Source organism: Mesorhizobium sp. SEMIA396 (assembly GCF_024518615.1).
In the GTDB taxonomy this organism is placed as follows: Bacteria; Pseudomonadota; Alphaproteobacteria; order Rhizobiales; family Rhizobiaceae; genus Mesorhizobium.
Genome location: NZ_JANIFC010000010.1, coordinates 246,703 through 273,468, shown reverse-complemented (window position 1 = coordinate 273,468; position 26,766 = coordinate 246,703). Strand labels below are relative to the sequence as shown.

Below are 26,766 nucleotides of genomic sequence, written 5' to 3'. Positions count from 1 at the left end.
GAGTGCTTATGAAAATCAAGACATCCATTCATGCGTCCTCCATTGTCGAGGAAGGCGCCCAAATCGGCCAAGGTGCACGCATCGGGCCGTTCTGCCATGTCGGTGCCGATGTGGTGATCGGCGACGACGTCGAACTGGTCAGTCATGTCTCGGTGATGGGCGCGACGTCGATCGGTGCCTCGACCAAGGTCTATCCGATGGCGACATTGGGCGCACCGCCGCAGAACACCAAGCACAAGGGCGGTCGCACCACCTTGGTCATCGGCAGGAACTGCACGATCCGCGAAGGCGTGACCATGCATCTCGGCACCGATTCCAGCCGCGGCGAGACGACGGTCGGCGACAATGGCAATTTCCTTGCCTACGCCCATATCGCCCATGATTGCGTCGTCGGCAACAATGCGACGTTCGCCAATGGTGCAACGCTGGGCGGCCACTGCGAGGTCGGCAACAATGTCTATATCGGCGGCCTGACCGCAGTGCATCAGTTTGTCCGCATCGGCGACAACGCCTTTCTCGGCGGCTGCTCCGCGATCGTCGGCGATGTCATCCCCTTTGCCATAGCGGTCGGCAACCGCGCCAGCCTACGCGGCCTCAACATCATCGGCCTCAAGCGCTCCGGCCTGCCAAGGTCCGAAATCCTTGTACTGCGCAAGGCTTACAGGATGATCTTCGATCGTTCCCGCACCGTTGGCGAGAACATCGAGTTCGCCAAGGCGGAGTTCGCGTCGTCGCCGACCGCCATGAAGATCATCGATTTCATCAGCAGTCGCGGCAAGCGGCATTATGCTGTGCCGTCGCTCAAGGGCGGCGATGGCGACGATGTCGATGACGAAGACTGAGACAGCGGCTGCGCGTCTTGATCTTCCGCCGGGCTCCAGGGTCGGCATCATTGCCGGCGGCGGCAGTCTGCCGGTCGAAGTCGCGGCCGGTTCGGCTGAACAAGGTTATCCGCCCTTCGTCATCCTGATGGAAGGCGAGGTCGACCGCATCGCGGAACTCTCCCGATACGATCACGAAAGCCTCGCTCTGGAAGGTATAGGCTCGCTCGTCCCTTTGCTGCGGCGGCACCGGATCACCCATCTGGTGCTTGCAGGCGAGATCAAGCGCCGGCCGCGATTGCTTGCGCTGCGCCCCAGTCTCAGCCTGCTCGCGGTGATTCCTTTGGTCGTCATGGCGCTCGCGCGTGGCGACGATGGTCTTCTGAAGGTCTTGGCACGAGGCCTCGAAGCGCGCGGAGTAAAGGTCGTTGGCGCCCACGAAGTAGTGCCGAATCTTGTCGCCGCCGAAGGCGTGCTGACCAAGGCCGAACCGCGAAAATTGGACTGGCGCGATATTGAGGCAGGCCTTGCGGCAGCAAAGGCCATCGGGGCGCTGGATGTCGGCCAGGCGGCGATCGCGGTTGGCGGCCGGGCAATCGCGCTGGAAGGCATCGAAGGAACAGCCGGCCTGCTTGATCGTGCGAAGCTGCTGCGCGGCCACGGCCGTATTGCGGGCAAGACCCGCGGCGTCCTCGTCAAGTGCGCCAAGCCCGGTCAGGAACTGCGCGCCGATCTTCCATCCATCGGTCCGCAGACGGTCGAGGCAGCGCACGCGGCCGGACTCGCCGGCATTGCCGTCGAGGCGGGACGCTCGCTGATCCTCGAAGGTCCTGAAACCATCGCGCGCGCCAATGCACTTGGCCTGTTCGTCCTTGGCCTGCGTGCCGCCACGGAGCCGCGCAATGGCTGACAGGGCATTGAAGATCGCAATCGTTGCCGGAGAGGAGTCTGGCGACCTGCTCGGTGCCGACATAGTGCGCTCGCTCAGCCAGGCTGTGGGGCGCGAGGTGCAACTCGTCGGCCTCGGCGGCCGTCATTTGCAGGCGCTGGGACTGGTCTCGCCATTCGATGCCGGCGAGATCGCCCTGATGGGGTTCAGCGCCGTTCTACGCGACCTGCCGCGCCTGATGCGGCGGATCAGCCAACTGTCCAAGACCGTTGCCGACGAAAAGCCGGACTGCATGGTCACCATCGACAGTCCGGACTTTTCGTTGCGCGTCGCCAAAAAGGTGCGTGCGGCCAACCCGTCGATTCCGATCATCCACTATGTCTGCCCGAGCGTGTGGGCGTGGCGGCCGGGCAGGGCGGTGGCGATGAAGCCCTATGTCGACCACATCCTCTGCATCCTGCCGTTCGAGGTCAAGGAGCTCGAGCGGCTCGGCGGGCCACCGGGCACCTATGTCGGGCATCGCCTGACCCACGATGCGGGTTTGCTGGCCGCAGCCAAGGCGCAGGAACTACCGCGCGACCTTTCTCCTGATCGCGTCAAGACCCTGCTCGTCCTGCCCGGTTCGCGGCGTGGCGAGGTACGGCGGCTGCTCGACCCGTTCGGCGAGACGGTGTCGATTCTGCGTGCGCGTGGCCACCGCCTGCGGCTGCTGCTGCCGACCGTTCCGCATGTCGCCGAGCTCGTCAAATCCTCCGTCAACCGCTGGGATGAAAAGCCTGAGATCATCGTCGATTCCCAGCGCAAATGGCAGGCTTTCGGCAAAGCCGATGCGGCGCTGATCGCGTCCGGGACGGTATCGCTGGAACTGGCGCTGGCCGGCGTGCCGATGATTTCCTGCTACAGGCTCGACCCGGTCGCGCGGGTCTTGGCGCCGTACCTCGTTTCCGTCTGGTCGGCGCTGCTGCCCAATCTGATATCGGATCGAGCGCTTATTCCGGAATTCTACGACGGCTACATCAAGCCGAACAATCTGGCCCGGCAATTGGAAGCCCTGTTCGCCGACAGCGGCATGCGCGCCTGGCAGAAGAATGGATTTGCAGAGATCACGCGGCGCATGGCGACGGATAGACCGTCCGGCGAGATCGCCGCGCAGGTGGTGATGCGGTATGTCAAGAGAGGGAATAGTCAGTAGGGAAGTTCACCGTCCCTACTGCCTACTGCCCAATCCCTACTCCCAATTCACCGCTTGGCGATCGGCACGTAGTCACGCTCGGGTGCGCCGGTATAGAGCTGGCGCGGGCGGCCGATCTTCTGGCGCGGATCCTCGATCATCTCTTTCCACTGTGCGATCCAGCCGACGGTGCGGGCGACCGCGAACAGCACGGTGAACATGGTGGTGGGGAAACCCAGCGCCTTCAGCGTAATGCCGGAATAGAAGTCGACATTCGGGTAGAGCTTCTTCTCGATGAAATAGGGATCGGTCAGCGCGATCTTTTCCAGTTCCATGGCGATGTCGAGCAGCGGATCGTCCTTGATGCCGAGCTCGCCCAGAACCTCATGCGCCGTCTTCTGCATGATCTTGGCGCGCGGATCGTAGTTCTTGTAGACGCGGTGGCCAAAGCCCATCAAGCGGAACGGGTCGTTCTTGTCCTTGGCGCGAGCGATGAATTCGGGGATGTGATCGACATGGCCGATCTCGCCAAGCATGTTGAGCGCCGCTTCATTGGCGCCGCCATGCGCTGGGCCCCACAGGCAAGCGATGCCGGCGGCGATGCACGCGAACGGGTTGGCGCCCGACGAGCCGGCGAGACGAACGGTCGAGGTCGAGGCGTTCTGCTCGTGGTCGGCGTGCAGAATGAAGATGCGCTCCATGGCGCGCGCCAGCACCGGGTTGATCTTGTATTCCTCGCACGGCACGGCAAAGCACATGTGCAGGAAGTTGGCGGCGAAGTTCAGTTCGTTCTTCGGGTAAATGAAGGGCTGGCCGATGTGGTATTTGTAGGCCATCGCCGCGATCGTTGGCATCTTGGCGATCAGCCGCATGGAGGCAACCATGCGCTGGTAGGGGTCGGAGATGTCGGTGGAGTCGTGGTAGAAGGCCGACAGCGCGCCGACCACGCCGCACATCACCGCCATCGGGTGCGCGTCGCGGCGGAAGCCGGTGAAAAAGCGCGACATCTGCTCATGCACCATGGTGTGGCGCGTCACACGATAGTCGAAGTCGTCCTTCTGCGCCTTGGTCGGCAGTTCGCCGTAAAGCAGGAGATAGCAGACCTCGAGGAAGTCGCCGTGTTCGGCCAGTTGGTCGATCGGATAGCCGCGGTGCAGCAGGATGCCGGCATCGCCGTCGATGAAGGTGATTTCCGACTCGCAGCTTGCCGTCGAGGTGAAGCCCGGATCGTAAGTGAAGGCGCCGGTGGTTGAGTAGAGCGAGGCGATGTCGATGACATCAGGCCCGACCGAACCACTTCGCACCTTGAATTCATGGGTCTTGCCGGCGAATGCAAGCGTTGCCGTGGCCTCCTGGGTCTTGCCGCCCAAATCCATTTTTTTCGCAGCTTCGGTCATTGCAAACTCCTTCTTGTTTCCTCATGCCGGCAAAGGCAAAATTCTGCAGAGCGACACGTCGAAAATCACCGCAATGCGCGTATTCGCCACCGCATTTCAGGAGGTGCGTGCCAGATTGGGCCAAGGCCTAATGTTGCACTGCGAAACCCGCCTTTCAATGCCAATCTTCTTGGGCCAGTTTGCTCCTAATCGATTTGATCTGAGATGCGCGCCAGGCTTTCCTCGCGGCCGAGCACGGCGAGCACATCGAACACGCCCGGCGAGGTGCTTTTGCCGGTCAACGCAGCGCGCAAAGGCTGGGCCACCGCGCCGAGCTTGTGACTGCCGGCCGCTGCCACCTCGCGTATCGCCGCCTCCGCCGAGGCGGCTGTCCAGTCACTCGCAAGCCCGTTCAAAGCTTCGTGAGCACTGCGCAGGATCTTGCGGGCATCGTCGGTAAGCAGAAGGGCCGCCTTGTCGTCGATCGGCAGGGGGCGCGTGGCGAACAGGAAGGCCGCGCCATCGACGAGCTCGACCAGCGTCTTGGCGCGGTCCTTCAAGCCCGGAAGCGCTGCCAGCAACTGCGCCTTGGTGCTGTCGTTCAGGCGCGCGGCGATCGCCGGGCCACCTTCGAGATAGGGCAGGGTAGCGATGAAGATGTCGAACAGTCGGGCATCGCTCATGCGGCGCATATGCGCGCCGTTGATCGCCTCCAGCTTGGCGAAGTCGAAGCGCGCCGCGCCCTTGTTGACATCGCCGATGTCGAACCACGAGATCATATCCTTGATCGACATGATCTCGTCGTCGCCATGGCTCCAGCCAAGGCGCGCCAGGTAATTGAGCAGCGCCTCCGGCAGGTAGCCCATGGCGCGATAGGCCTCGACGCCAAGCGCGCCGTGCCGCTTCGACAGCTTGGCGCCATCGGCGCCGTGGATCAGCGGGATATGCGACATGGACGGCACGTTCCAGCCCATGGCGTTGTAGATCACGGTCTGGCGAGCGGCGTTGGTCAGATGATCGTCGCCGCGAATGATATGGGTGACTCCCATATCATGATCATCGACGACGACGGCATGCATGTAAGTGGGATTGCCGTCAGAACGCAGGATGATGAAGTCATCGAGATCCTTGTTGGGAAAGCGCACCTCGCCCTGGACACGGTCATGGACGATGGTCTCGCCGTCGGTCGGCGCCTTGATACGAATGGCGCCCTTGACGCCTGCGGGCGCCTCAGAGGGGTCGCGGTCGCGCCAGCGGCCGTCATAGCGGGGCGGCAGCCCCTTGGCTCTGGCGGCCTCGCGCATGGCCTCCAGTTCGGCCGGCGTGGCATAGCAATAATAGGCCTTGCCCATGCGCACGAGCTCCTCAGCCACCTCGCGGTGGCGCGGAGCACGCTCGAACTGCGACACCGGCTCGCCGTCCCAGCTCAGGCCAAGCCAGGAAAGCCCGTCGAGGATGGCAGCCGTCGCGGCTTCATTGGAGCGTTCGCGGTCGGTGTCCTCGATGCGCAGCAGCATCGTGCCGCCAGTGTGCTTCGCATACAGCCAGTTGAACAGCGCCGTGCGCGCGCCGCCTATGTGCAGATAGCCGGTGGGCGAAGGGGCAAAACGGGTGACGACCTTGTCGGACATGGAACTCTCGGAAACCATCTGAAGCGGGGTGCGGTTGCGCGGGCTTTCGCGCGCCCGGCGTTCATGTAGCATAGGGTGTCGAGGGCGCAAGGGGCAGACCCGATGGCTGGACGAGGCTGGGGCTCGGATCAGGGCGAGGACGCTGCCATCGGCGTCAGCGAACGGTCCCTGTTTGCGCCTCGGCCAGCCCCATTGCCGCCGCCATCGCCCCTTGTGCCGGATCCCGGCAAGGCGCCCTTGCAAGCGGATGTCGCCGCCTCTGTTCCTGTTGCCGAAACCGGCAGGATCGTTCGCGTGCGCCGGCAAATCAGCCTGACATCACTGCCTCGCCTGCGCCACAGCGTGAACACGGCGGCGAGCCTGGAACTCGACCGGGGCGTGGCCTTCCTGCTGGTGCCGGTCTGCCTGGCGATCGGAGCGATCGGCTATTTTTCGCTGACGGCTGAACCCGACTTTGCGAGACCTGTCGCGGTTGTCATCTTGACGGGGATCTGTGCGCTGGTCTCGCGCTCATGGCCAAAGACCCATCTGTGTTTCATGGCGGCGCTTTTGTGCGCCCTAGGACTGCTTGCTGCCAAGGTCGAGACGTGGCGTGCGGGCACACAAATGTTGGGCTCGGAAATCTCGACGCAGGTGACCGGCCGCGTCGTCTCGCTCGACCGGATGGAAACTGGCCGTATCCGGCTGACCATCGACGTGACGTCGACCGCAAGACCGAAACTGCGCTATGCGCCGGAACGGGTGCGGCTTTCGGCACGCAAGATCCCGGCTGACGTGACCGCAGGCTCCCTCATCACTGGATATGCCAAGCTTTTGCCGCCGACTGGGCCGGTGCGGCCGGACAGCTATGATTTCTCCTTCGACAGCTATTTTGCCGGCATCGGCGGCAGCGGGTTCTTTCTCGGCAACCCCAAGCTTGTCGTCAGCGACGGTGGCGACATGCCGCTGCCGGCCCGAATTTCCTCTAGCGTGGAAAATGCCCGCGAGGCCATCGCCGACCATATCAGGGCGAGCGTCGGCGGCGCCGAAGGCGAGATCGCCGCGGCGCTGATCGTCGGCGTGCGCGCCGGCATTCCCGATGACATCAATGAGGCGATGCGACGTACCGGCATCTACCACATCATCTCGATTTCGGGACTGCACATGGCGCTGGTCGCAGGCACCATCATGGGCTTGCTGCGCGGCGCCTTCGCCTTGTTTCCCGACTTTTCCGCGCGTCGCCCGGTCAAGAAGTATGCCGCCTTCGCCGCACTGTTCTCGATCGCGGCCTATCTCATCATCTCTGGAGTCGTCGTTGCCGCCGAGCGCAGCTTCATCATGCTGGCGGTGATGCTGATTGCCGTGCTGTTCGATCGAGCAGCACTCACCATGCGCAATCTGGCGATCTCGGCGATCGCCGTCATCGTGGTGTCGCCGCATGAGGTGGTCGGCCCGAGTTTTCAGATGTCGTTCGCCGCGACCGCGGCTCTGGTCGGCGCCTATGCCGGCTGGGCCGATCACCGCGCGGGAAAAGCAAGACCGCCGCCCCCAAAGCGATCCATGCCCGGTTTCCTGACGCGAAAGTTCGTGCTCGCGGCAACCGGCCTTGCCATGACCTCCATCATCGCCGGCAGCGCCACGACGCTGTTTGCCATCTGGCATTTTCAGCGTGTGTCGCCGCTCAGCCTGTTCGCCAATCTGGCGGTTATGCCGATCGTCACCGTCGTCATGTTCCTGGCTGTCGCAAGCGCGCTGCTGATGCCTTTCGGATTGGATTGGCCGGCCCTCTACCTGATGGGCAAGGGCCTGACGGTGATGATCGCCATATCGGGTTGGATCTCCGAACGTTCGCCTGTCGATGGGGTTGGGCTGATTTCGCAGCAATCTGTCCTGCTGGTGACAATTGCCCTGGTCATCGCGACGATGGCGACAACTTGGCTGCGGCTCGCTGCTCTGCCATTCGCGCTGGCAGGCTTGCTGACCGTCTCGGATACGCGCACGCCGGATGTGCTGATCTCGGAAGACGCCCGGCTGGTGGCGTTGCCGATCGGTGGCGGCGAGCTTGCCGTCAGCCGGGAACGGCCGAACGAATTCACCGTCGACAACTGGAAACGCGCCCTGACATCAGAAACCATCGTCGTGCCAGAGGTGTTCGACAAGAGCGATGGGCAATTCGACGTCGCGGACGCCGTTGAGCTACCGCCGGGATCGCCGTTCTATTGCTCCTCAGGCGTTTGCGTGGCCAGGCATATGTCCGGTGCGATCATTGCCTATGTCGAGGACCGCAAGGACACCTGGAAAGCCTGTGGCTTCGCCGAGCTGATCGTCATCAATGACGCCACCGCCTATGACGCCTGTCACAATCCGCTGGTTCTCGTCATCACCAAGCGGCAACTGGCTCGCAAAGGCAGTGCCGCGGTCTTCTTCGATCGCCAATCGGCGACCACGCCGGCGACAATCAGCTTCGCGGTGAACAGCCCATATCGGCCCTGGCACACGCAACGCAAATACTCTCGTGAGGCGAGGGGGCTGGCACCCTTCAAGAAACCCGAGAAGCCAGCGGCCAACCCGCAGCCGCCTCAGTAGCGGCGGATGAGGCCGACGAGCTTGCCTTGCACCTTGACCCTGTCTGGGCCGAAAATACGGGTTTCATAGGCCGGATTGGCGGCTTCGAGAGCGATGGAAGCGCCCTTGCGGCGGAACCGCTTCAGCGTCGCTTCCTCTTCATCGACCAGCGCCACGATGATCTCGCCGGGGTTCGCCGTGTCGGCATTACGGATGATGACGGTGTCGCCGTCGAAGATACCGGCCTCGATCATCGAGTCGCCCTTAACCTCCAGCGCATAGTGGGCGCCGCCCATGATCATGTCCGGCGGCACCGAGATCGAATGCGTCTGATGCTGGATGGCATCGATCGGCACACCGGCGGCGATACGGCCCATGACCGGTATCGACACGGCGGAGACCGCATCGTCATCATTGCCGGGCGAGGGCATCCGCGAAGGCGCCGGCTTGATCTGCCGGCCAAGGGCACCACCCTGACCGAGACTGCCCTGGATGACGCTTGGCGAAAACTTCTTTGCCGCGTTGAGGCCGGGCGCGATCGAGTCCGGCAATCGCAGCACTTCCAGCGCGCGTGCCCGGTTGGGCAACCGGCGAATAAAGCCGCGCTCCTCAAGTGCGGTGATCAGCCGATGAATCCCGGATTTGGAGGCAAGGTCGAGCGCCTCCTTCATCTCGTCGAAGGATGGCGGAATGCCGCTCTCCTTCAGGCGTTCATGGATGAACATCAGCAGTTCATGTTGCTTGCGTGTCAGCATGGCGGCCCCCAGATTACCTGAAACCAGAATCGAAAAACAAACCCAGAACAAACACTATCTGTTCCAGTTGTGTTCTGCAACCGTTTAAAGTTTAATGAATTTGTTAAGGCTGCTGAAATTATTTGGGCTTGCCAGCGGGTCGCGATCGACAGGCGCCAACCACGGCAATGCGCCTGCTCACATTGAAACCATTATGGTTAATGACCTGTGGCTCATCCTCGACCCAAGGCTTGGCATCATCTGCCGATCGACCTCCACAAGGGACGCTATCAATCTTCGGGACGTTCGTTTGCCGTGAACGAAACGGAGCCAAAACGCCAACGTCTGTTGGCATTTGTGGCTGGAATCAGCCCTCCGTCATCTGCCGGGCAGTGAGGGCGGCGACGGCAAATCGCGGGGATCGTTGCGTCAGGTAACGGCTTCCTTGACGGCGAAACGCTGGTCCTTCCATGCGCCCGTGCGCAGAATGTCTTCTAGCACTTGAACCGCCAGCCACACATCCTTGTAGCCGATATAGAGGGGCGTGAAGCCGAAACGGATGGTCGATGGCGCGCGAAAATCACCGATGACGCCGCGCTCGATCAGCGCCCGCATGATTTGATAGCCGTGATCGTGAAGGAACGACACCTGGCTGCCGCGCCTGGTCGCGTCGCGGGTGGTCTCCAGCGTGAGGCCATAGGCGCCGCACTTTGCTTCGACGAGCTGGATGAACAGTTCCGTCAGCGCGACGCTCTTTTTTCGCAATGCCGCCATGTCGACGTCGTTCCAGATGGCAAGCGCGCCTTTGAGCGCCCGCATCGACAGGACCGGCTGGGTGCCGCACAGAAAGCGGCGGATACCGGTGCCGGCAACATACCCCCGTTCGAAGGCAAAGGGCCGCGCATGGCCCCACCAGCCGCTGAGCGGCTGGCTGATATCGCCGTGATGGCGCTGCGCGGCATAGATGAAGGCCGGTGCGCCCGGACCGCCGTTGAGGTACTTGTAAGTGCAGCCGATGGCGAAATCGGCATTTGCGTGATCGAGCTCGACGGGCAGGGCGCCGGCGGTGTGGCATAGATCCCAGACGATCAGCGCTCCGGCCGCATGAGCCTTGCGCGTCAGCGCCGCCATGTCGCGCAGTTCACCCGATTTGTAGTTGACGTGGTTGACCAGCACCACCGCGACGTTTTCGTTGATCAGCTCTTCGATAGTGGGCGCGTCGACGCCCGCGAGGCGCAGCAGGACGCCGTCCCGTGTCGAGGCCACGCCTTCGGCGATGTACAGGTCGGTGGGGAAACTGTCACCCTCGGCGACGATGACCGACCGGCCCGGCCGAATCTCCAGCGCCGCATGCAGCACCTTGTAGATGTTGGTCGACGTCGTGTCGCAGACGACGGTCTGGCCGGCCGCGGCTCCAATCAGGCGTCCGAGTTGATCGCCGAGTTCGATCGGCATCTCGAACCATCCGGCCGTATTCCAGGCTCGGATGAGGTCCTGGGCCCATTCCTGGGTTGCCGCCTGCTGCAGCTCGCCGAAAACGGCATGAGACGCTGCCCCCAGTGAATTGCCGTCGAGATAGATCACCCCCTCCGGCAGAATGAAACGGTCGCGCATGGCCCGCAGCGGATCTGTGGCATCCATCGCTTCGACTGCGGCGAGATCAGGAAATCCACTCATGGTCAGTCAGTCCCCGGTTGTTCGCGAAGGGTGTTCCGCCGCCGCGCGTCGCTGTTTTCATTTCGACGATGTCAGAGCCGGGTGCGGACCGTCCACAGTTCCGGGAACAGCACCACCTCGAGCATCTTCTTCAGATACGAAGCACCCGACGTGCCGCCGGTGCCGCGTTTCAGACCGATGATGCGCTCAACCGTGGTGACGTGGTTGAAGCGCCAGCGGCGGAAATAATCCTCGAAGTCGACCAGCTTCTCTGCCAGTTCGTAGAACATCCAGTAGCGCTGCGGATCGCGGTAAATGGTTTGCCAGGCGACCAGCACCTCTTCATTCTCGGTTCGCGTCTCACGCCAGTCCGTGCGCTTGGCATCGGCACCGATGTCGAATCCGTTGCGCGCAAGCAGCAGCAGCGCTTCGTCGTAGAGCGATGGTTCGGTCAGGATCGCTTCCAGCTTTCCGCTCAGGTCGGGCCGGTGCTTGTGCGGCCCGAGCATGGCCAGGTTGCGGTTGCCGGCCATGAACTCGATGGCGCGATACTGCCAGGACTGGAAACCCGAGGACTGGCCGAGCGCGTCGCGGAACTCGGTGTATTCGCTCGGCGTCATCGTCCGCAGCACATCCCAGGCATTGTTCAGCTGCTCGAAGATCCGCGCAACGCGCGACAGCATCTTGAAGCTCGGCTCGAGCCGGTCGGCGCGGATGGAACGGATCGCGGCTCCAATCTCGTGTAGAGCGAGCTTCATCCAGAGTTCGGAGGTCTGATGCTGGATGATGAACAGCATCTCGTCATGCGCCGATGACAGCGGCGTCTGGGCCTCCAGCACTTTCTCCAGGTGCAGGTAGTCGCTGTAGGACATGCGCTCCTTGAACGACATCTGGGCGCCTTCGGACGCCGGATCGTATGGCTCGCTCAATCGATTTTCTCCGTGCGCAGCCGGAAGCGCTGGATCTTGCCGGTCTGGGTCTTGGGCAGAGCGGCGATGAATTTTACCGATCGCGGATATTTATAGGGCGCGATCATTGCCTTGACATGGTCCTGCAGGCGCTTGGTGGTGAGGGCGTCGGGCGCGACGCCCTGCGCTAGCACGACATGCGCCTCGACGATCTGGCCGCGCTCGGCGTCCTCGGCGCCAATGACAGCGCATTCGGCGACGTCCGGGTGCGCCAGCAGCGCCGCCTCGACCTCGGGACCGGCGATGTTGTAGCCGGCGCTGACGATCATGTCGTCGGAGCGTGCGGCGAAATGGAAGAAGCCGTCCTCGTCCTGCGTGAAGGTATCGCCGGTGAGGTTCCAGCCGTCGCGCACGTATTCCTTCTGCCTGTCATCGGCCATGTAGCGGCAGCCGGTCGGTCCGCGCACCGCAAGCCTGCCGGTCGCGCCGCGTGGCACCTCGCGCATCTCGTCATCGACGACGCGCGCCTCGTAGCCGCCCACCGGCTTTCCGGTCGACGCGGGCTTCATGTCGTCAAAACGGTTGGAGATGAAGATGTGCAGCATCTCGGTGGCTCCGATGCCGTCGAGGATCGGCTTTCCGGTCTTTTGTGTCCACACTTCGAAAACGGGAGCAGGCAAGGTTTCGCCGGCCGAAACGGCGACGCGCAGCGATGACAGGTCCGCTCCTTCATCCATGGCCTTCAGCATGGCGCGGTAGGCAGTCGGCGCGGTGAAAGAGATCGTCGCTTTGTAGGTCTCGATGATGTGGATCATGTTGGGTGGCGTCGCCTGCTCCAGCAGCGTCGCCGCCGCACCGAAGCGCAGCGGGAAGATGGCGAGTCCGCCAAGGCCGAAGGTGAAGGCCAGCGGCGGCGAGCCGACGAAGATGTCGTCCGGCGTCACCTCCAGGATTTCGCGGGCGTAGGCGTCGGCGATGATCAGCAGGTCGCGGTGGAAATGCATCGTCGCCTTCGGAACGCCTGTTGTGCCCGAGGTGAAGCCGAGCAGGGCAACATCGTCGCGGCCGGTGTCGACTGCGGTGAACGTCACCGGCTTGTCGAGAGCGGCACGATCGAGTTCAGCATCATGGTTGGCGGTGCCGTCGAAACCGATGACCTGCTTGAGGAATGCGCTGTCCTTGGCGCAGGCGGTCATCTCGTCCATCAGCCTGGTGTCGCAGAGCGCGACGGTGATTTCCGCTTTGTCGACGATCTTGGCGAGTTCGCCGGCGCGCAGCATCGGCATGGTGTTGACGACCACGGCGCCAACCTTGGTGGCGGCCAGCCAGCAGGCGACCATGGCGGGGTTGTTGGCCGAACGGATCAGCACCCGGTTGCCGGGCTCGACCCCATAATTCTCGACCAGCGCGTGGGCCAGCCTGTTCGTCCAGTCGGACAGTTCCTTGTAGGTGCGGCGGCGGCCATTGCCGATCAGCGCGGTGTGGTCGCCCAGGCCTTTCTCGACCAGCCTGTCGGTCAGTTCGACACCGGCGTTGAGGCGTTCGGGATAGTCGAAGCCGTCGAGCAGGATTTCAGGCCATTGCTCCGGCGGCGGCAGGTGATCGCGCGTGAACGTGTCGATATGCGCTGAAGGCCCAAGCATGTCGCCGCTCTCCTGTCTGCTGGACGGCCAGTGCGCGAGGCGCCTGACCAGTGATCTGAAGGTCCTGCTTTTTTTGAGGAGGCTTCGTGCCGCAAGTCGCGCCTTGCTCGACGCCACCCGAACGGGGTGACCATTTGCAGGCTTCGGGCAGCACAGCAGACCTCCCATTGTCGGCTGTTCGTGCGGGCAGGATCGCACCAGTCGAAATTTGTTTCAAGCCTAAAATGTTTTTGCCCTAGAGCATTGACGCATGGCGTGGCGGTGGCCATTGCTAGCGGAACAGCGATGCCGTTTTTGGGGAAGGGCGCAGATGTTCGAACGTCACATCGTCGATTGGGATGATGCCTATGCCAACGGTGCGAATATCGCCGGCAGCGACCGATGGCCGGCCGCGTGGGTGGAGCCTGCGCAAGCGTTTCGTGACGCACTCTCGGCGCAGGGCCGGGCACGGCTCGACATCACCTATGGCGATGGGCGACGCAATCGGCTCGATCTCTTCCTCCCCAGCGCCACGCCCAAAGGGTTGGTGGTGTTCATCCATGGCGGTTACTGGAAGGCGTTCGACAAGAGTTTCTGGTCGCATCTCGCCAATGGTGCGGTCAGCAGCGGCTTTGCCGTGGCGATGCCGTCCTACACGCTGTGCCCGGACTTACGCATCGCCGGCATCGTCCAGGAGATCGGCGTGGCGATCGGCAAGGCGGCGGCAATGGTCGACGGGCCGCTGATGCTGACCGGACATTCGGCCGGCGGCCATCTTGCCAGCCGGATGGTGACGACAACCACGTCTCTGACGGACGATGTGGCGCGGCGCGTGCGCCATGTCGTTTCGATTTCGGGTGTCCACGATCTGCGTCCGATCATGCGCACCGAGATGAACGCGACTCTGGCCATCGACGAAGATGAGGCGCTGGCTGAAAGCCCGGCGCTGCTGCGGCCCATGGATGGTGCCCGCATCACCTGTTGGGCCGGTGGCGGCGAGCGCGCCGAATTCCTGCGCCAGAATGCGCTGCTTGCCAACATCTGGACCGGCCTCGGCGCCACCACCGGCACCGTGGTCGAGCCTGACCGGCATCATTTCAGCATTGTCGACGGCCTTGCCGATCCGGCGCATCCGCTGACCCGCGCCTTGATATCGGAATAGCGCCGACGTAATTTTCTGTTTGTTATTAATGGTTTGTTCTGCGCTGCTTCAGCGCAGCATCAGTACGCTGCAAGCCTCGCCAGCAGCTGCTGCGGGGGCAAACGGCGCCCGCACGATCAGCCCGTTGGCGTCGGCCAGCATTCTCAGCATCGAGGAATCCTGGATACCGAACGGCGTCGCCACCAGCGCGCCGTCATCTTCCCTGACCACCGCTCGCACATAGTCCTGGCGCAGATCATTGGCCGGCATGGCGGCACCCAACCGTGCCGGACGTATGTCCTGGCGATGATTGCGGCCGCCGAGCCGCGCCAGCAGCGGCTTCAGGAACAACTGCGAGCAGACCAGGCTTGCCACCGGATTGCCGGGCAGGCCGATGCACCTGATATCGCCGAGGCGGCCGAACATCAGCGGCTTGCCAGGACGCATGGCGATCTTCCAGAAGCCGAGCGTCATGCCTTCGCCGGTCAGCACGTCGTGGATCAGGTCGTGATCGCCGACCGAGGCGCCACCAAGCGTCACAATGACATCCGCACCGGCCGCGACCGCTTTTTGCACCAGTTCGGCGATAGCCTCCTTGCGATCGGCGGCAATGCCGAGATCGAGCGCGCGGGCGCCGACCGAGTGTGCGGTGGCGGCGACGCCATAGGCATTCGATGAAATGATCTGGTCCGGGCCGAGATCGCTGCCCGGCGGCAGCAATTCGTCGCCGGTGGCGATAATGGCGACCAGCGGCCGTTTCACCACGCTGACCCGAGGATGGTTGGCCGATGCTGCCAGCGACAGTGCCGCCGGGTCGAGCAAGCGGCCTTTTTCCAGCAGCATGTCGCCTGTTGAAAAATCGAGCCCGATGCGGCGGATATTGCGCCATTGCGCCGTTGGCTCGGTCACTTCGATTTCGCCGCCGCCGAGATCGCGGACATTCTCCTGGATGACGATGGTGTCGGCGCCTTCGGGCAGCGGCGCGCCGGTGAAGATGCGCACGGCCTGCGTCTGGCCGACCGTGCCGTCGAAGCCACGCCCAGCCGGCGCCATGCCGATCACCGACAGCCTGGATGGGACCGACGTGACGTCGGCGGCGCGCGCTGCATAGCCGTCCATGGCGGAAGCATTGAAAGGCGGCTGGGTGCGAAGTGCTACGACCGGTTCCGCCAGAACACGATCCACAGCCTCGAACAGGGGAACGCTTTCGCCGGCTAGAGGCGCCGCGCCATCAAGCAGGCGTTCAAGCGCCTCCGCGATAGGAACCAGCGCCATCAGGCGCTCGCCTTGTAGTCACCCGACTTGCCACCGGTCTTTTCGACCAGGCGGATGCCGGTGATGACCATGGCGCGGTCTACTGCTTTGGCCATGTCGTAGATGGTCAGGCAGGCGACCGAGGCAGCCGTCAGCGCTTCCATCTCGACACCCGTCTTGCCGGTGACGCGCGCCAGTGCGGTGACCTTCAGGCCCGGCAAAGCATGGTCGGGCTCGATGTCGACGGAAACCTTGGTCAAAAGCAGCGGGTGGCAGAGCGGGATCAGTTCATGCGTCTTCTTCGCCGCCATGATACCGGCGATGCGCGCAGTGCCGAGCACATCGCCCTTCTTGGCGTTGCCGGCGAGGATCATCTTCAGCGTCTCGGGCTGCATCGCGACAAAGCCTTCGGCGATCGCCGTGCGCGTTGTTTCGTCCTTGTCGCCGACGTCGACCATGTTGGCCTCGCCCTGCGCGCCGAGATGGGTAAGGCCCGATACCATCGTCAGATGGCCTCGGCCAAAGCCTTGCCTGTCAGAAGCAGGCGCGTCGCCGCGGTGACGTCCTGTTGCCGCATCAGGCTCTCGCCGACAAGAAAAGTGCCGATGTCGCTCTTTTGCAGCCTGAGGCAGTCGTCATGCGAGAAAATACCGCTCTCGCTGACCAGCAAGCGGTCGGCCGGAACCATCGTCGCCAGCCGCATGGAAGTGTCGAGGCTGGTCTCGAATGTGCGCAGATTGCGGTTGTTGATGCCGATCAGCCGCGACGACAGTTTTAGCGCGCGCTGCGTCTCGGTCTCGTCGTGCACTTCGACCAGTGCATCCATGCCGAGTTCGAAGGCCGTCGCCTCGAGCTCGCTGGCCAGGACGTCGTCGACACTGGCCATGATGATCAGGATGGCATCCGCGCCCCAGGCGCGGGCTTCGTAGACCTGATACGGATCGAACAGGAAATCCTTGCGCAGCGCCGGCAGCGCGACGGCGGCTCGCGCCCGGGTGAGAAATTCGGGCGCACCCTGGAAGGACGGTGCATCGGTCAGCACCGAAAGACAGGCAGCACCACCCTTGGCATAGGCCTGCGCCAGCGCCGGTGGATCGAAATCGGCACGGATCAGACCCTTGGAAGGGCTCGCCTTCTTGATCTCGGCGATTAGCGCGAAGGCGCCGGATTTGCGCTTCGCTTCCAGTGCGGCAAGAAAGCCGCGCGGTGCGTCGGCGTCTTTTGCCCGGGCCTTGATTTCGGCCAACGGCACGCGTGCCTTTGCTGCCGCGATTTCGTCGCGCTTGTAGGCCTCGATATTGCGAAGAATGTCAGACACGCTCTATCCGTTATCCGTTCGAAATCTCGACCAGCCTGTCGAGCACTCGCAGGGCACGGCCGCTATCGATGGCTTGCGCCGCCGCCGCGATGCCGTCGCCAAGCGTCGTCGCCTTGCCGGCCACAACCAGTCCTGCACCGGCGTTCATCAGCACGGTGTCGCGATAGGCGCCGGCGGCGCCGCCCAGCATATCGCGCAAGGCCTTGGCGTTGTAGTCCGCATCGCCGCCACGCAATTCGTCCTTGCTGTGGCGCGGCAACCCAACCGCTTCAGGCGTCAGGGTGAAGCTGCGGATCTCGCCGCCGATCAGTTCGGCAACCTGCGTCTCGCCGGTGGTGGTGATCTCGTCATAGCCGTCGCCATGGGCAACCCAGACATGCTCGGCACCCAGCGCCTTCAGCGTCTCGGCAACCGGCAGGATCCATTCCGGCAGGAACACACCGACCAGCTGCCGCTTGACGCCGGCCGGATTGGAGAGCGGCCCGAGCAGGTTGAAGATGGTGCGGGTGCCGAGCTCGACGCGAGTCGGGCCGACATGCTTCATCGCCGGATGGTGCGCAGGCGCGAACATGAAGCCAACGCCTGCCTCGTGGATGCAGCGGCCGATGAATTCGGGCGAGATGTCGATCTTGACGCCGAGCGCAACCAGCACGTCGGCTGCCCCCGTCAGCGATGACAGGCCGCGATTGCCGTGTTTGGCAACCGGCACGCCGCTGCCGGCAACGACGAAGGCCGATGCCGTCGAAATGTTGACGCTGTGAGAATTGTCGCCGCCGGTGCCGACGATGTCGATGGCGTCGGTGGGCGCGTCGACGTGCAGCATCTTGCCCCGCATGGTTGCGACGGCGCCTGAAATCTCGCTCACCGTCTCGCCGCGCACACGCAGCGCCATCAGGAAACCGCCGATCTGGCCGGGGGTCGCGTCACCCGACATGATGATGTCGAAGGCCTCGCGCGCTTCCTCGAAGGAAAGCGCGCTACCGGTCGCGATCTTGGCGATATGGGTTTTCAGCGCGCTCATCTTGTCGAGGCTTGGGCGACGGCGGCCTGGTCGATGCGAACGTCGTACTGCGTCTGCAACTGCGCCACCAACTGGTCGAGCAGGTCATCCGACATGCCGGAGGTGAAGGATTTCTGCGCGTCGTCCGGCACCGAACTGGCATCGGCTCCGGCGGGCTCGAACACTTCGGCGACCTTGTACAGGATCTGCCCGTCTCCGGTGGGTGAGGGGACCAAGCCGGTGCCGCCTTCGCCGACACCGAACATCGCTGCCGCACCCTCCTTACCGAAGTCGACATCGTCAGCCTCACGCTTGACACCGCGCTTGGTCTGCTTTTCGAGCTTCAGTTCGCTGGCGATGACATCGAGCGTTGCGCCGGCCTTGAGCCGCTTTTCCAGTTCGTCAGCCTTGGCGGCCAGCCGCTTGCTTATTTCCGCCGCCGTCCAGTCGGCGACGACTTTCTGACGAACCTCATCCAGCGTGCGGTCGCGAGCCGGCGTGACGGACGCCACCTCATAGAAGACGAAGCCGTTGTCGGCTGTGGTCAAGGCATCGTTTTCCGTGTTGGGTTCGGCGTCGAAGACGGCTTTGATCAGCTCCGGCGATTGCGGCAGGTCCTTGACGATGCTTGCATCTGGCCGCAGTCCACTGCGATCGATGGCGTCGATGGTGACGACCTTAAGCTTCAGCTTGGCCGCGGCCTCCGCCAGCGAACTGCCGGCGGCGCGGGTGTCATCGTAATTGTCGCGCACGTCCAGTAGGATGCGACTTGCCTCGCCCAGCGCCAGATCCTTGCGGATCTGATCGGACACCTCGGCCAGTGGCTTCACCACCTCGGGCTTGATCTCGGTGACGCGCAGCAGCACCGGACCGAAGGCGCCTTGCACGACCTGACTGACTTCATTGGCGTTGAGCGAAAAGGCCGCGTCGGCGACCGCCTTGTCGGCGATCTTGTCCTTGGCAAGCGTGCCGAGCAACGTATCGGCCGGCGTCTTGCCTTCGGCCGTGACAAGCTTGTCGAAAGTGGCGCCGGCCTTGAGCGAATCGAGTGCGGCCTTGGCCGCATCCGGCGTCTTGAACACGAGCTGCTCGACGGTGCGCAGTTCCGGCGTGGTGTAACGCGCCTTGTTCTTGTTGTAGTCGTCGCTGACCTGGCTGTCGGTGACGGCGGTCGTATCCATGATGTCAACGGGTTCGAGGCGGACATAGGAAAATTTGCGGTATTCGGGTGCCGCATATGTCTTCTTGTTGGCTTCGAAATAGGCCGAGAGCACGCTATCGGACGGCGCCGCGATCGGCTCGACCAGTGCCTTGGGCAGCGTCAAATAGTCGATGGTGCGGTCTTCGCCGCGATAGAGCGCAACCGCCTTGAAGAAAGTGTCCGGAGCCTTGAGGCCATCCGAGACCGCCTCGACAATTTGCTGGCGCACGGCCACCTGGGCACGGTTCTTCAAATAGTCCTCGGGCCGCATGCCGATCTGCTGCAGCATATATTCGAACGTTCTGCGGTCGAACTGGCCGCCCGGGCCCTTGAAGGCTGGGTCCTCGCGTGTCAACTCGGCCAGCCGATCCTTGGAAAGTCCGAGGCCCAGCTTGCGGGCCTGTTCGTCGAGAACGGCACCAGAGACGAGCTGAGCCAACACCTGGTTGTCGACGCCGAGCGCCTTTGCCTGTTCGTGGCTGAGACGTTGGCCGAACTGTTGCGACATGACGGCGAGCTGGCGATCGTAGGCGAGACGGTATTCGTTGATCGATACTTTGGTGCCGCCGGCGGTTATCACCGAATCGTGGCCGGCAAGACCGCTCATCAGCTGCCCGGAAACGCCCCAGACCAAAAAGCTGAGCACCAGCAGCACCAACAGCCCCTTCGCGACCCAGGTGCCTGCCGCGTTTCTCAATATACCAAGCATTTTTACTTCCGATTTATGCGCATTTTCGCACGCGCCGAGTCTGAAACAAGCGCAATAGCGCCCTTCCGGCCCACTGTCGATTGCTTTGTGGCCTGATTTTGGTAGTGAGGGCCAGAGCCCCGATATCATCCGGAGAAGCAAACCCATGACGCCAGGAATTCGCCCGCTCGTCGCCGGCAACTGGAAAATGAACGGCACCAGCGCCTCGCTCAACGAGCTCCGGATGATCGGCAACGGTTTCATGAGCGGACTTGACGCGGAGACCGAAGCGCTGGTTTGCGTTCCCGCAACCCTGCTTGCTCACGCCGCGGAGATCCTGTCACGCACGCCGGTGCATGCCGGCGGTGAGGATTGCCATACCAAGGAGAGCGGCGCCTACACCGGCTGCATCTCGGCGGAAATGCTCAGGGATGCCGGTGCGAGCCATGTCATCGTCGGCCATTCCGAATGCCGCGAGCAACGCGGCGAGGATGACGCCACTGTCCAGGCCAAGGCATCCGCCGCATGGCGTGCCGGGCTTGTTGCCATCATTTGCGTCGGCGAAACGCATGAACAGCGTGAAGCGGGCGCCACGCTGGACGTGCTGTCGCGGCAGGTCGATGGTTCGGTCCCGTCAAGCGCCACCCCATCCAACACCATCATTGCCTATGAGCCGGTATGGGCGATCGGCACCGGCCTGACGCCGACGGCCGGCGATGTGGCGGCAGCACATGCACATATCCGCGAAAAGCTGTCGGAAAAGCTCGGCGGCGTCGCGGCGAAGATGCGCATTCTCTACGGCGGCTCGGTCAAGCCCTCCAACGCGGTCGAACTGCTCGGCGTCAGGAATGTCGACGGCGCGCTGGTCGGCGGCGCCAGCCTGAAAGCGGCGGATTTTCTCGGCATCGCCGAGGCTTATCGCAATATTGCCTGAAGACATTCGCTCCGCCGGACAGGGCTTCCGGTGCACGAAATCGTTGCAAAGGACGGGTTGCTTCCCATATTCCGGCCACGGGCTTGGAAATGCCGTCAAAGCATTGTATTGAGCCGCCTCCAATTCACCGGTCGTGTCCGCGGCCGGGCAAGGCCTTGCCAGGATAAACTATGGAAACCGTACTGATCGTCATCCATCTCATGGTCGTGCTCGCCCTTGTCGGCGTGGTGCTGCTGCAGCGTTCCGAAGGCGGCGGCCTCGGCATCGGTGGCGGATCCGGCTTCATGACCGCGCGTGGTGCTGCCAATGCCCTGACGCGTGCGACGGCGATCCTGGCGGCCGCCTTCTTCGCCACGTCACTGACACTGTCGATCGTCGCCCGCTACGGCGAGAAGCCGATCGACATCCTCGACCGCGTGCCGGCGACGTCGGACGGTGCGGGCAAAGGCGTGCTCAACCAGTTGCCCGGCACGACCACCCCGGCGCCCGCCGGCAGCACCACGCCGACGCCGCCTTCCGGCAACGACGCTGCGGCTCCAGCGACTGCCCCGGCCACGGCGCCTGCCGCCGGTTCGACGCCGCCGGCGACCAACGGCACGGCTCCCGCCGCACCGGCGACCCCGCAGGTCCCGAACCAATAGTCTTCCACGCTTGAAACCGCGATCTGTGGTCGTTTGAACACAGTCGCGGCAAATGCAGCAAGATCACGAAGATTCGACAGGGTGAGGCGGGGCCTCGCGCTTGAGGCAGCCGCGCTTATTCGACTATAGATTGCGCGCGGCATTTCCGGCGCCCTTGGGGGGCGCTGGGCGACGCCGTGGGCAACAAGCATAGAACGATCGGATCTTCGCCATGCAGCTTCGCAGCTTCATTTTCCTGGGACTTTGCGCCGCACTCGGCATGAGTTCCCCAGCCTCCGCCGGCGTGCCGGCAAATATGGCCGCACAGCCTTCGGCTGAAACAACTTCTGCAATCAACGTCGCCGTCAAGAGTGATGCGTCGCAATTGAAGCTTCTCAAGAAGAAGAAAAACCCGACGCCCGACGACCTCGCCCAGATCAAGAAGATCGAGGCCAAGATCGTTGCCGACAAGGAAGCCGCCAAAGCCAAGGCGCTCGAAGCCAGGAAACTGGCGATGCGCGAGGCGGCCAAGGCCAAGGCCGACGCTGAACGGCAGGCGTTCCTGGCCAAGAAGGGCAAGGGCGCGCAGGCAACCCAGGTGGCCGATGCCAAGCCAGCCAAGAAGCTGGTTGCCAAGATCATCGAACCAATCGAACCGATCGCGCCGATCCAGTCGGCCGAGCCGCTTCCGGCAGAGGCGATGAACATCGCCCTGACCGGCAACAATGGCGAGTTGCGTAGCGAGGTCATCGGCCAGAAGCAGCCGAGCAGCGGCGGTTTGTTCGCCGGTCTCTTCGGCGGTAGCTCTTCCTCTTCGTCGATTTCATATCTTCCCGAGACACGGGCTCTCGACCAGGCTCTCGCCAAGAGGGAAGCCAAGAAGCAGTTCAAGGTGAAGCCGGAATTCGTGCCGCAGGACGTGGAATTCAGCGGTTACGCTGCCGGCACCATCGTTATCGACACCAGCGCGCGCCGCCTCTACCTCGTCGAATCGTCCTCCACCGCGCGCCGCTACGCCATCGCGGTCGGCCGCGACGGCCTGCAGTTCAAGGGTACGGTTGCAGTCGGTGACAAGCAGGAATGGCCGCGCTGGATCCCGACGCTGGACATGCAGAAGCGCGAGCCGAAGCATTACGGCCAGTATAAGGACGGTATGCCCGGCGGTGGCCAGAATCCGCTCGGCGCGCGCGCCATCTATCTCTATGACGGCAAGAAGGACACGCATCTGCGCATCCACGGCACCATTGCGCCGCAGTCGATCGGAACCAGCGCTTCGAATGGTTGCTTCCGCATGATCAACGAGCACGTCATGGACCTTTACAGCCGCGTCAGGGTTGGCACCAAGGTCGTCATCATCTGACGTTTTCGTCATCCTGCCGAAAGGGCCGGCTCAGCCGGCCCTTTTGTTTTGCCTTGTTCACGATCCAAGCGCCTTCTTGGGAAAAAAGCTTCGCGGCGGTTTTTTCTCTGGCGGAATCAATCCGGCCGCGTTAAGCGATGACTCCCATGGCGCGATATGTATTCATCACAGGCGGCGTGGTTTCCTCACTTGGAAAAGGCATTGCCGCAGCGGCCCTTGGGGCTCTCCTGCAGGCGCGAGGCTATCGCGCACGCATCAAAAAACTCGATCCCTACCTGAATGTCGATCCAGGCACGATGTCGCCGTACCAGCATGGCGAAGTCTTCGTCACCGACGATGGTGCGGAAACCGATCTCGATCTTGGCCATTACGAGCGCTTCACAGGCCGCTCCGCCAACCAGCAGGACAACATCACCACCGGCCGCATCTACAAGAACATCATCGAGCGCGAGCGGCGCGGCGACTATCTCGGCGCAACCGTGCAGGTCATCCCGCACGTCACCGATGAGATCAAAAATTTCGTTCTCAACGGCAATGACGATTATGATTTCGTGTTGTGCGAGATCGGCGGCACGGTCGGCGACATCGAGGCGATGCCATTCCTGGAAGCTATTCGTCAGCTCGGCAACGACCTGCCGCGCAACAACGCCGTCTACGTCCATCTGACGCTGATGCCCTACATCCCGACGGCAGGCGAGCTGAAGACCAAGCCGACTCAGCATTCGGTCAAGGAGCTGCGCGGCATCGGCATCGCGCCCGATATCCTGCTGGTCCGTGCCGACCGCGCCATTCCCAAGGAAGAGCGCAGGAAACTGTCGCTGTTTTGCAATGTGCGCGAAAGTGCCGTGATTCAGGCGCTCGACGTGCCGCATATCTACGATGTGCCGATGGCATACCATAGGGAAGGGCTCGATTCGGAAGTGCTGGCCGCCTTCGGCATCGATCCGGCGCCGAAGCCGCGCATGGAGCCGTGGCAGGCGGTGTCCAACCGCATCCACAATCCTGAAGGCGAGGTCACCATCGCCGTTGTCGGCAAATATACCGGCCTCAAGGACGCCTACAAATCTCTGATCGAGGCGCTCTCGCATGGCGGCCTTGCCAACCACGTCAAGGTCAAGCTCGACTGGATCGAATCGGAGATCTTCGAAAAAGAGGATCCGACGCCCTGGCTGGAAAAGGTGCATGGCATCCTGGTCCCAGGCGGCTTTGGCGAGCGCGGTGCGGAAGGCAAGATCCTGGCGGCGAAGTTCGCGCGTGAGCGCAAGGTGCCGTATTTCGGCATCTGCTTCGGCATGCAGATGGCCTGCATCGAGGCAGCGCGGTCGCTGGCCGGCGTCGAACATGCGTCTTCGACCGAGTTTGGTCCGACCGAGGAACCGGTGGTCGGCCTGATGACCGAATGGCTGAAAGGCAACATGCTGGAGAAGCGCCGCGAAACCGGCGATCTCGGCGGCACGATGCGGCTCGGCGCCTATCAGGCCGAGCTCGCCAAGGGCTCCAAGATCGCCGAGATCTATGGCGACACACAGATTTTCGAGCGCCATCGCCACCGCTACGAGGTCAATGTCGACTACAAGGAGCGGCTCGAGGATTGCGGCCTGGTGTTTGCCGGTATGTCGCCCGACGGCGTGTTGCCGGAAACGGTCGAATACCCGGACCATCCGTGGTTCATCGGCGTGCAGTATCACCCGGAACTGAAAAGCCGGCCGCTCGAGCCGCATCCGCTGTTCGCCAGTTTCATCGAGGCGGCCGTGGAGCAGAGCCGGCTGGTGTAGCGATCAGGTCGGGCGGCAATGCAGACCTATGTCGCACTGCTTTACAGCATCATCCTGGCTGAGGGGCGACGGGTCGTCATGGCCGACCTCAAGGCCATGGCCGAAGAGCTCGGGCTGAACAACCCGCGCACGCTGGTGGCGACGGGCAATCTGGTCTTCGAGGCACCGGCAACTGATATCGCCGACCTCGAACAGTGGTTGGAGGCAGCCTTCGAAAAAACCTTCGGCCGCCATGTCGATATCATTGTGCGCGGTGCCGAGGACTGGCTGAAGCTTGCCGCCGGCAATCCGTTTCCGATGGAATCGAATGCGACCGCGGATCAGGTGGCGGTGCGCGTGATGCGTAAGCCTGCACCCGAGCAGGCCGTGACGGCACTGCAGGCCTATGCCGCCGAGGACGAGAAAGTGACTTCGCTCGGCGGCGACATCTGGGTCGTCTTTTCGCGAGAGAGGCCAAGTTCGCGGCTGCTCGCGGCAATGAACCACAAGCGCATGGGCATCGGCACGTCGCGCAACTGGAACACGGTGCGCAAATTGGCCGAGATGATCGGGTAGTTGGGGCGGCTTTGCGCCGCCCCTGATGATGCTCGTCAGGCTTTCGCGGTCTTGGCGCCTGCGCCCAGAGCGGCGGTGCGCAGCACGTAGTAGATAATGCCGGCGATCGCCACGCCGAAGAACCAGCCATAGACACCCCACCAGGACGGCAGCCAGTTGGTGAAGTTGGGCAGGATCGACGAGAAGATGGCGCCGATGCCTGCTGCGATGAAGGCATTGACGTGCCAGCCGCCCTGGAAACGGAACTCGCCGTCCTCGCGGTAGAGCGCCTCGACGTCGACCTCGCCCTTCCGGATCAGGTAGTAGTCGACCATCATCACCCCGAAGATCGGCCCCATTGTCGCGCCGATGATGTTGACGAAGGAAGCGGCACTGCCTTCCCACGGCGCGAAGGGGTAAAGCAGCAGGGCAATCACGGCCGCGATATAGCCGCCCTTCTTGAAGTCGATCTGCCTGGGAAAGACGTTGGAGAAGTCGAAGGCCGGCGAGACGAAGTTTGCCACCACGTTGATGCCGAGGGTTGCCACGGCAAAGGTCAGGGCTGCGAGCGCTGCCAGGAACCAGCTGTCGAATTTCGCCGAGATCTGGTCGGGATGCAGCAGCACCTCGCCATAAACGTCAAAGGCGGCAATGGTGGTGACGCCGGCGACCAGCGAGAACAGGATCAGGTTGATCGGCAGGCCCCAGATGTTGCCCTTGCGCAGCGATGCCTTGTCCGGCGCGTAACGGGCGAAATCGCAGAAGTTGAGATAGAGCGCCGAGAAATAGGTGACCCAGATCGCGGCCACCGCAAACAGCGAGGTCCACGATCCCGGCGTGCCGGGCACGCCCGCGTCCTTCGTCTTGTCCAGCAACACGTCCATCGGGATATCGCTGGTGAAGGCAAATCTCCCGGATTTCACGCAGAGATAGATCGCCAGGATCAGCATCATCACCCAAACCGCGGGGCCGGCCCAGTCCTGGAAGCGGCGCACCGTTTCCATGCCGTTCTGGATGATCAGCAGTTGCAGCCCCCAGATGACCACGAAGCAGATCACCTCCAGGCCGGTATGGCCGAGGAAATGCGTGCTGGCGTTGAAATCGGCGAACCATTGCGTTCGGATCAGCAGCGCCACGATCGCGCCCGAGGCGGCGGCCGTCTGCGCGCCGTACCAGAAACAGGCGACGATGGCGCGCACCAGTGCCGGTATGTTCGCACCCCAGATGCCGAAAGAGGCGCGGGCAAGCACGGGGTAGGGCACGCCCGTCTTCACTCCGGCATAGCCGACCATATTCATCAGCACATAGATGATCAGCGAGCCGATACCGATGGCGATGATGAAGTTGACGAAGCCGCCGCAGAACAGAAACAGGCTAGCGGCCAGATAGTAGCCCCAAAGGCTGTGGACGTCCGACGTCCAGACGTTGAAGATCGAGAATGGTCCCCAGTTTCGAACTTTGGCCGGAGCCAGATCCTCGTTGTACAGATCAGGTGAAGCACCCTGTATCGTCATGGCAATGTTCCCCTTTTGCAGCACGCGCCCTCACGCGTTGACCGCGTGCAGGTTAAGCCTGCCGCAGGGGAACCG

The 26,766-nt window shown here is 63.0% G+C and carries 22 protein-coding genes; 10 read left to right on the top strand and 12 right to left on the bottom strand.

Annotated elements, in window-relative coordinates; translation table 11 throughout:
- Positions 1 to 8: 8 nt before the first annotated feature.
- From lpxA to lpxB, 3 genes are read left to right on the top strand one after another with little or no spacing between them, the layout of a single operon-like run.
- Positions 9 to 842, top strand: coding sequence for an acyl-ACP--UDP-N-acetylglucosamine O-acyltransferase (gene lpxA / locus NP503_RS23940; protein ID WP_127268626.1), 834 nt, complete (start codon positions 9 to 11; stop codon positions 840 to 842).
- Positions 814 to 1,731 carry an LpxI family protein gene (locus tag NP503_RS23935; protein WP_127268625.1) on the top strand — a complete coding sequence of 306 codons (918 nt, stop codon included), beginning with the start codon at positions 814 to 816 and terminating at the stop codon, positions 1,729 to 1,731. Before lpxA ends, NP503_RS23935 begins: the two co-directional genes overlap by 29 nt.
- Positions 1,724 to 2,902 (top strand): lipid-A-disaccharide synthase, encoded by a 1,179-nt coding sequence (gene lpxB, locus NP503_RS23930; RefSeq protein ID WP_127272197.1) that lies wholly within the window; start codon positions 1,724 to 1,726, stop codon positions 2,900 to 2,902. Before NP503_RS23935 ends, lpxB begins: the two co-directional genes overlap by 8 nt.
- A gap of 47 nt (positions 2,903 to 2,949) precedes the next feature.
- Here lpxB and gltA read toward each other — a convergent pair whose 3' ends face one another.
- A complete protein-coding gene (gltA, locus tag NP503_RS23925; RefSeq protein WP_127270290.1) occupies positions 2,950 to 4,278 on the bottom strand; it encodes a citrate synthase in 1,329 nt (442 codons plus the stop codon).
- 185 nt (positions 4,279 to 4,463) lie between these two features.
- Positions 4,464 to 5,888: a glutamate--tRNA ligase gene (gene gltX, locus NP503_RS23920; RefSeq protein WP_127270289.1), complete on the bottom strand. Its 1,425-nt coding sequence runs from the start codon at positions 5,886 to 5,888 to the stop codon at positions 4,464 to 4,466.
- Positions 5,889 to 5,990: 102 nt separating this feature from the next.
- Here gltX and NP503_RS23915 point away from each other — a divergent pair, with 102 nt between their 5' ends.
- Entirely contained in the window at positions 5,991 to 8,453 is a 2,463-nt protein-coding gene (locus tag NP503_RS23915; protein ID WP_127272196.1) for a ComEC/Rec2 family competence protein, read from the top strand.
- Here the strand turns inward: NP503_RS23915 and lexA are convergent.
- The 4 genes from lexA to NP503_RS23895 all read right to left on the bottom strand — a co-directional run bounded on the left by lexA (position 8,447) and on the right by NP503_RS23895 (position 13,373).
- Positions 8,447 to 9,187 carry a transcriptional repressor LexA gene (lexA, locus tag NP503_RS23910; protein ID WP_127272195.1) on the bottom strand — a complete coding sequence of 247 codons (741 nt, stop codon included), beginning with the start codon at positions 9,185 to 9,187 and terminating at the stop codon, positions 8,447 to 8,449. The two genes, NP503_RS23915 and lexA, sit on opposite strands and share 7 nt — an antisense overlap.
- A 408-nt stretch (positions 9,188 to 9,595) precedes the next feature.
- Positions 9,596 to 10,843: a kynureninase gene (kynU, locus tag NP503_RS23905; protein WP_127272194.1), complete on the bottom strand. Its 1,248-nt coding sequence runs from the start codon at positions 10,841 to 10,843 to the stop codon at positions 9,596 to 9,598.
- Positions 10,844 to 10,914: 71 nt separating this feature from the next.
- Complete coding sequence (gene kynA, locus NP503_RS23900; protein ID WP_127270200.1) at positions 10,915 to 11,751, bottom strand: tryptophan 2,3-dioxygenase; 837 nt, start codon at positions 11,749 to 11,751, stop codon at positions 10,915 to 10,917.
- Positions 11,748 to 13,373 carry an AMP-binding protein gene (locus tag NP503_RS23895; protein ID WP_127270202.1) on the bottom strand — a complete coding sequence of 542 codons (1,626 nt, stop codon included), beginning with the start codon at positions 13,371 to 13,373 and terminating at the stop codon, positions 11,748 to 11,750. Before NP503_RS23895 ends, kynA begins: the two co-directional genes overlap by 4 nt.
- A 310-nt stretch (positions 13,374 to 13,683) precedes the next feature.
- Here NP503_RS23895 and NP503_RS23890 point away from each other — a divergent pair, with 310 nt between their 5' ends.
- Positions 13,684 to 14,514 carry an alpha/beta hydrolase gene (locus tag NP503_RS23890; RefSeq protein ID WP_127272193.1) on the top strand — a complete coding sequence of 277 codons (831 nt, stop codon included), beginning with the start codon at positions 13,684 to 13,686 and terminating at the stop codon, positions 14,512 to 14,514.
- Between the two features lie 48 nt (positions 14,515 to 14,562).
- Here the strand turns inward: NP503_RS23890 and glp are convergent, their stop codons facing one another.
- The 5 genes from glp to NP503_RS23865 are packed head-to-tail and all read right to left on the bottom strand — an operon-like array spanning position 14,563 to position 19,975.
- A complete protein-coding gene (glp, locus tag NP503_RS23885) occupies positions 14,563 to 15,768 on the bottom strand; it encodes a gephyrin-like molybdotransferase Glp (protein ID WP_127272192.1) in 1,206 nt (401 codons plus the stop codon).
- Positions 15,768 to 16,250, bottom strand: coding sequence for a cyclic pyranopterin monophosphate synthase MoaC (gene moaC, locus NP503_RS23880; protein ID WP_127271357.1), 483 nt, complete (start codon positions 16,248 to 16,250; stop codon positions 15,768 to 15,770). The genes glp and moaC overlap by 1 nt, the downstream gene beginning before the upstream one ends.
- A 2-nt stretch (positions 16,251 to 16,252) precedes the next feature.
- On the bottom strand, positions 16,253 to 17,065 hold the full coding sequence (trpC, locus tag NP503_RS23875; protein ID WP_127271355.1) for an indole-3-glycerol phosphate synthase TrpC: 813 nt from the start codon (positions 17,063 to 17,065) through the stop codon (positions 16,253 to 16,255).
- Positions 17,066 to 17,075: 10 nt separating this feature from the next.
- Positions 17,076 to 18,086 (bottom strand): anthranilate phosphoribosyltransferase, encoded by a 1,011-nt coding sequence (gene trpD, locus NP503_RS23870; protein ID WP_127272191.1) that lies wholly within the window; start codon positions 18,084 to 18,086, stop codon positions 17,076 to 17,078.
- Entirely contained in the window at positions 18,083 to 19,975 is a 1,893-nt protein-coding gene (locus NP503_RS23865) for a SurA N-terminal domain-containing protein (protein WP_127268770.1), read from the bottom strand. Before NP503_RS23865 ends, trpD begins: the two co-directional genes overlap by 4 nt.
- Positions 19,976 to 20,120: 145 nt before the next feature.
- Here NP503_RS23865 and tpiA point away from each other — a divergent pair, with 145 nt between their 5' ends.
- From tpiA to NP503_RS23840, 5 genes are all read left to right on the top strand, one after another.
- On the top strand, positions 20,121 to 20,888 hold the full coding sequence (gene tpiA, locus NP503_RS23860; RefSeq protein WP_127268769.1) for a triose-phosphate isomerase: 768 nt from the start codon (positions 20,121 to 20,123) through the stop codon (positions 20,886 to 20,888).
- Positions 20,889 to 21,058: 170 nt separating this feature from the next.
- On the top strand, positions 21,059 to 21,529 hold the full coding sequence (secG, locus tag NP503_RS23855; protein ID WP_127268768.1) for a preprotein translocase subunit SecG: 471 nt from the start codon (positions 21,059 to 21,061) through the stop codon (positions 21,527 to 21,529).
- 211 nt (positions 21,530 to 21,740) lie between these two features.
- The gene (locus NP503_RS23850; RefSeq protein WP_127268767.1) at positions 21,741 to 22,868 is read left to right on the top strand and encodes a L,D-transpeptidase; all 1,128 of its coding nucleotides are present in this window, start codon (positions 21,741 to 21,743) and stop codon (positions 22,866 to 22,868) included.
- A gap of 146 nt (positions 22,869 to 23,014) precedes the next feature.
- Positions 23,015 to 24,643 carry a CTP synthase gene (locus NP503_RS23845; RefSeq protein ID WP_164748819.1) on the top strand — a complete coding sequence of 543 codons (1,629 nt, stop codon included), beginning with the start codon at positions 23,015 to 23,017 and terminating at the stop codon, positions 24,641 to 24,643.
- Positions 24,644 to 24,661: 18 nt separating this feature from the next.
- On the top strand, positions 24,662 to 25,198 hold the full coding sequence (locus NP503_RS23840) for a DUF1697 domain-containing protein (RefSeq protein WP_127268715.1): 537 nt from the start codon (positions 24,662 to 24,664) through the stop codon (positions 25,196 to 25,198).
- 35 nt (positions 25,199 to 25,233) lie between these two features.
- Here the strand turns inward: NP503_RS23840 and NP503_RS23835 are convergent, their stop codons facing one another.
- Positions 25,234 to 26,691, bottom strand: coding sequence for an NCS1 family nucleobase:cation symporter-1 (locus NP503_RS23835; RefSeq protein ID WP_127268714.1), 1,458 nt, complete (start codon positions 26,689 to 26,691; stop codon positions 25,234 to 25,236).
- Positions 26,692 to 26,766 lie beyond the last annotated feature (75 nt).

Bases quoted from the DNA above. Each gene is read 5' to 3' on its own strand.
- lpxA (WP_127268626.1), top strand. From the start codon at position 9: ATGAAAATCAAGACATCCATTCATGCGTCCTCCATTGTCGAGGAAGGC.
- NP503_RS23935 (WP_127268625.1), top strand. From the start codon at position 814: ATGGCGACGATGTCGATGACGAAGACTGAGACAGCGGCTGCGCGTCTT.
- lpxB (WP_127272197.1), top strand. From the start codon at position 1,724: ATGGCTGACAGGGCATTGAAGATCGCAATCGTTGCCGGAGAGGAGTCT.
- gltA (WP_127270290.1), bottom strand. From the start codon at position 4,278: ATGACCGAAGCTGCGAAAAAAATGGATTTGGGCGGCAAGACCCAGGAG.
- gltX (WP_127270289.1), bottom strand. From the start codon at position 5,888: ATGTCCGACAAGGTCGTCACCCGTTTTGCCCCTTCGCCCACCGGCTAT.
- NP503_RS23915 (WP_127272196.1), top strand. From the start codon at position 5,991: ATGGCTGGACGAGGCTGGGGCTCGGATCAGGGCGAGGACGCTGCCATC.
- lexA (WP_127272195.1), bottom strand. From the start codon at position 9,187: ATGCTGACACGCAAGCAACATGAACTGCTGATGTTCATCCATGAACGC.
- kynU (WP_127272194.1), bottom strand. From the start codon at position 10,843: ATGAGTGGATTTCCTGATCTCGCCGCAGTCGAAGCGATGGATGCCACA.
- NP503_RS23895 (WP_127270202.1), bottom strand. From the start codon at position 13,373: ATGCTTGGGCCTTCAGCGCATATCGACACGTTCACGCGCGATCACCTG.
- NP503_RS23890 (WP_127272193.1), top strand. From the start codon at position 13,684: ATGTTCGAACGTCACATCGTCGATTGGGATGATGCCTATGCCAACGGT.
- glp (WP_127272192.1), bottom strand. From the start codon at position 15,768: ATGGCGCTGGTTCCTATCGCGGAGGCGCTTGAACGCCTGCTTGATGGC.
- moaC (WP_127271357.1), bottom strand. From the start codon at position 16,250: ATGGTATCGGGCCTTACCCATCTCGGCGCGCAGGGCGAGGCCAACATG.
- trpD (WP_127272191.1), bottom strand. From the start codon at position 18,086: ATGAGCGCGCTGAAAACCCATATCGCCAAGATCGCGACCGGTAGCGCG.
- NP503_RS23865 (WP_127268770.1), bottom strand. From the start codon at position 19,975: ATGCTTGGTATATTGAGAAACGCGGCAGGCACCTGGGTCGCGAAGGGG.
- tpiA (WP_127268769.1), top strand. From the start codon at position 20,121: ATGACGCCAGGAATTCGCCCGCTCGTCGCCGGCAACTGGAAAATGAAC.
- secG (WP_127268768.1), top strand. From the start codon at position 21,059: ATGGAAACCGTACTGATCGTCATCCATCTCATGGTCGTGCTCGCCCTT.
- NP503_RS23850 (WP_127268767.1), top strand. From the start codon at position 21,741: ATGCAGCTTCGCAGCTTCATTTTCCTGGGACTTTGCGCCGCACTCGGC.
- NP503_RS23845 (WP_164748819.1), top strand. From the start codon at position 23,015: ATGGCGCGATATGTATTCATCACAGGCGGCGTGGTTTCCTCACTTGGA.
- NP503_RS23840 (WP_127268715.1), top strand. From the start codon at position 24,662: ATGCAGACCTATGTCGCACTGCTTTACAGCATCATCCTGGCTGAGGGG.
- NP503_RS23835 (WP_127268714.1), bottom strand. From the start codon at position 26,691: ATGACGATACAGGGTGCTTCACCTGATCTGTACAACGAGGATCTGGCT.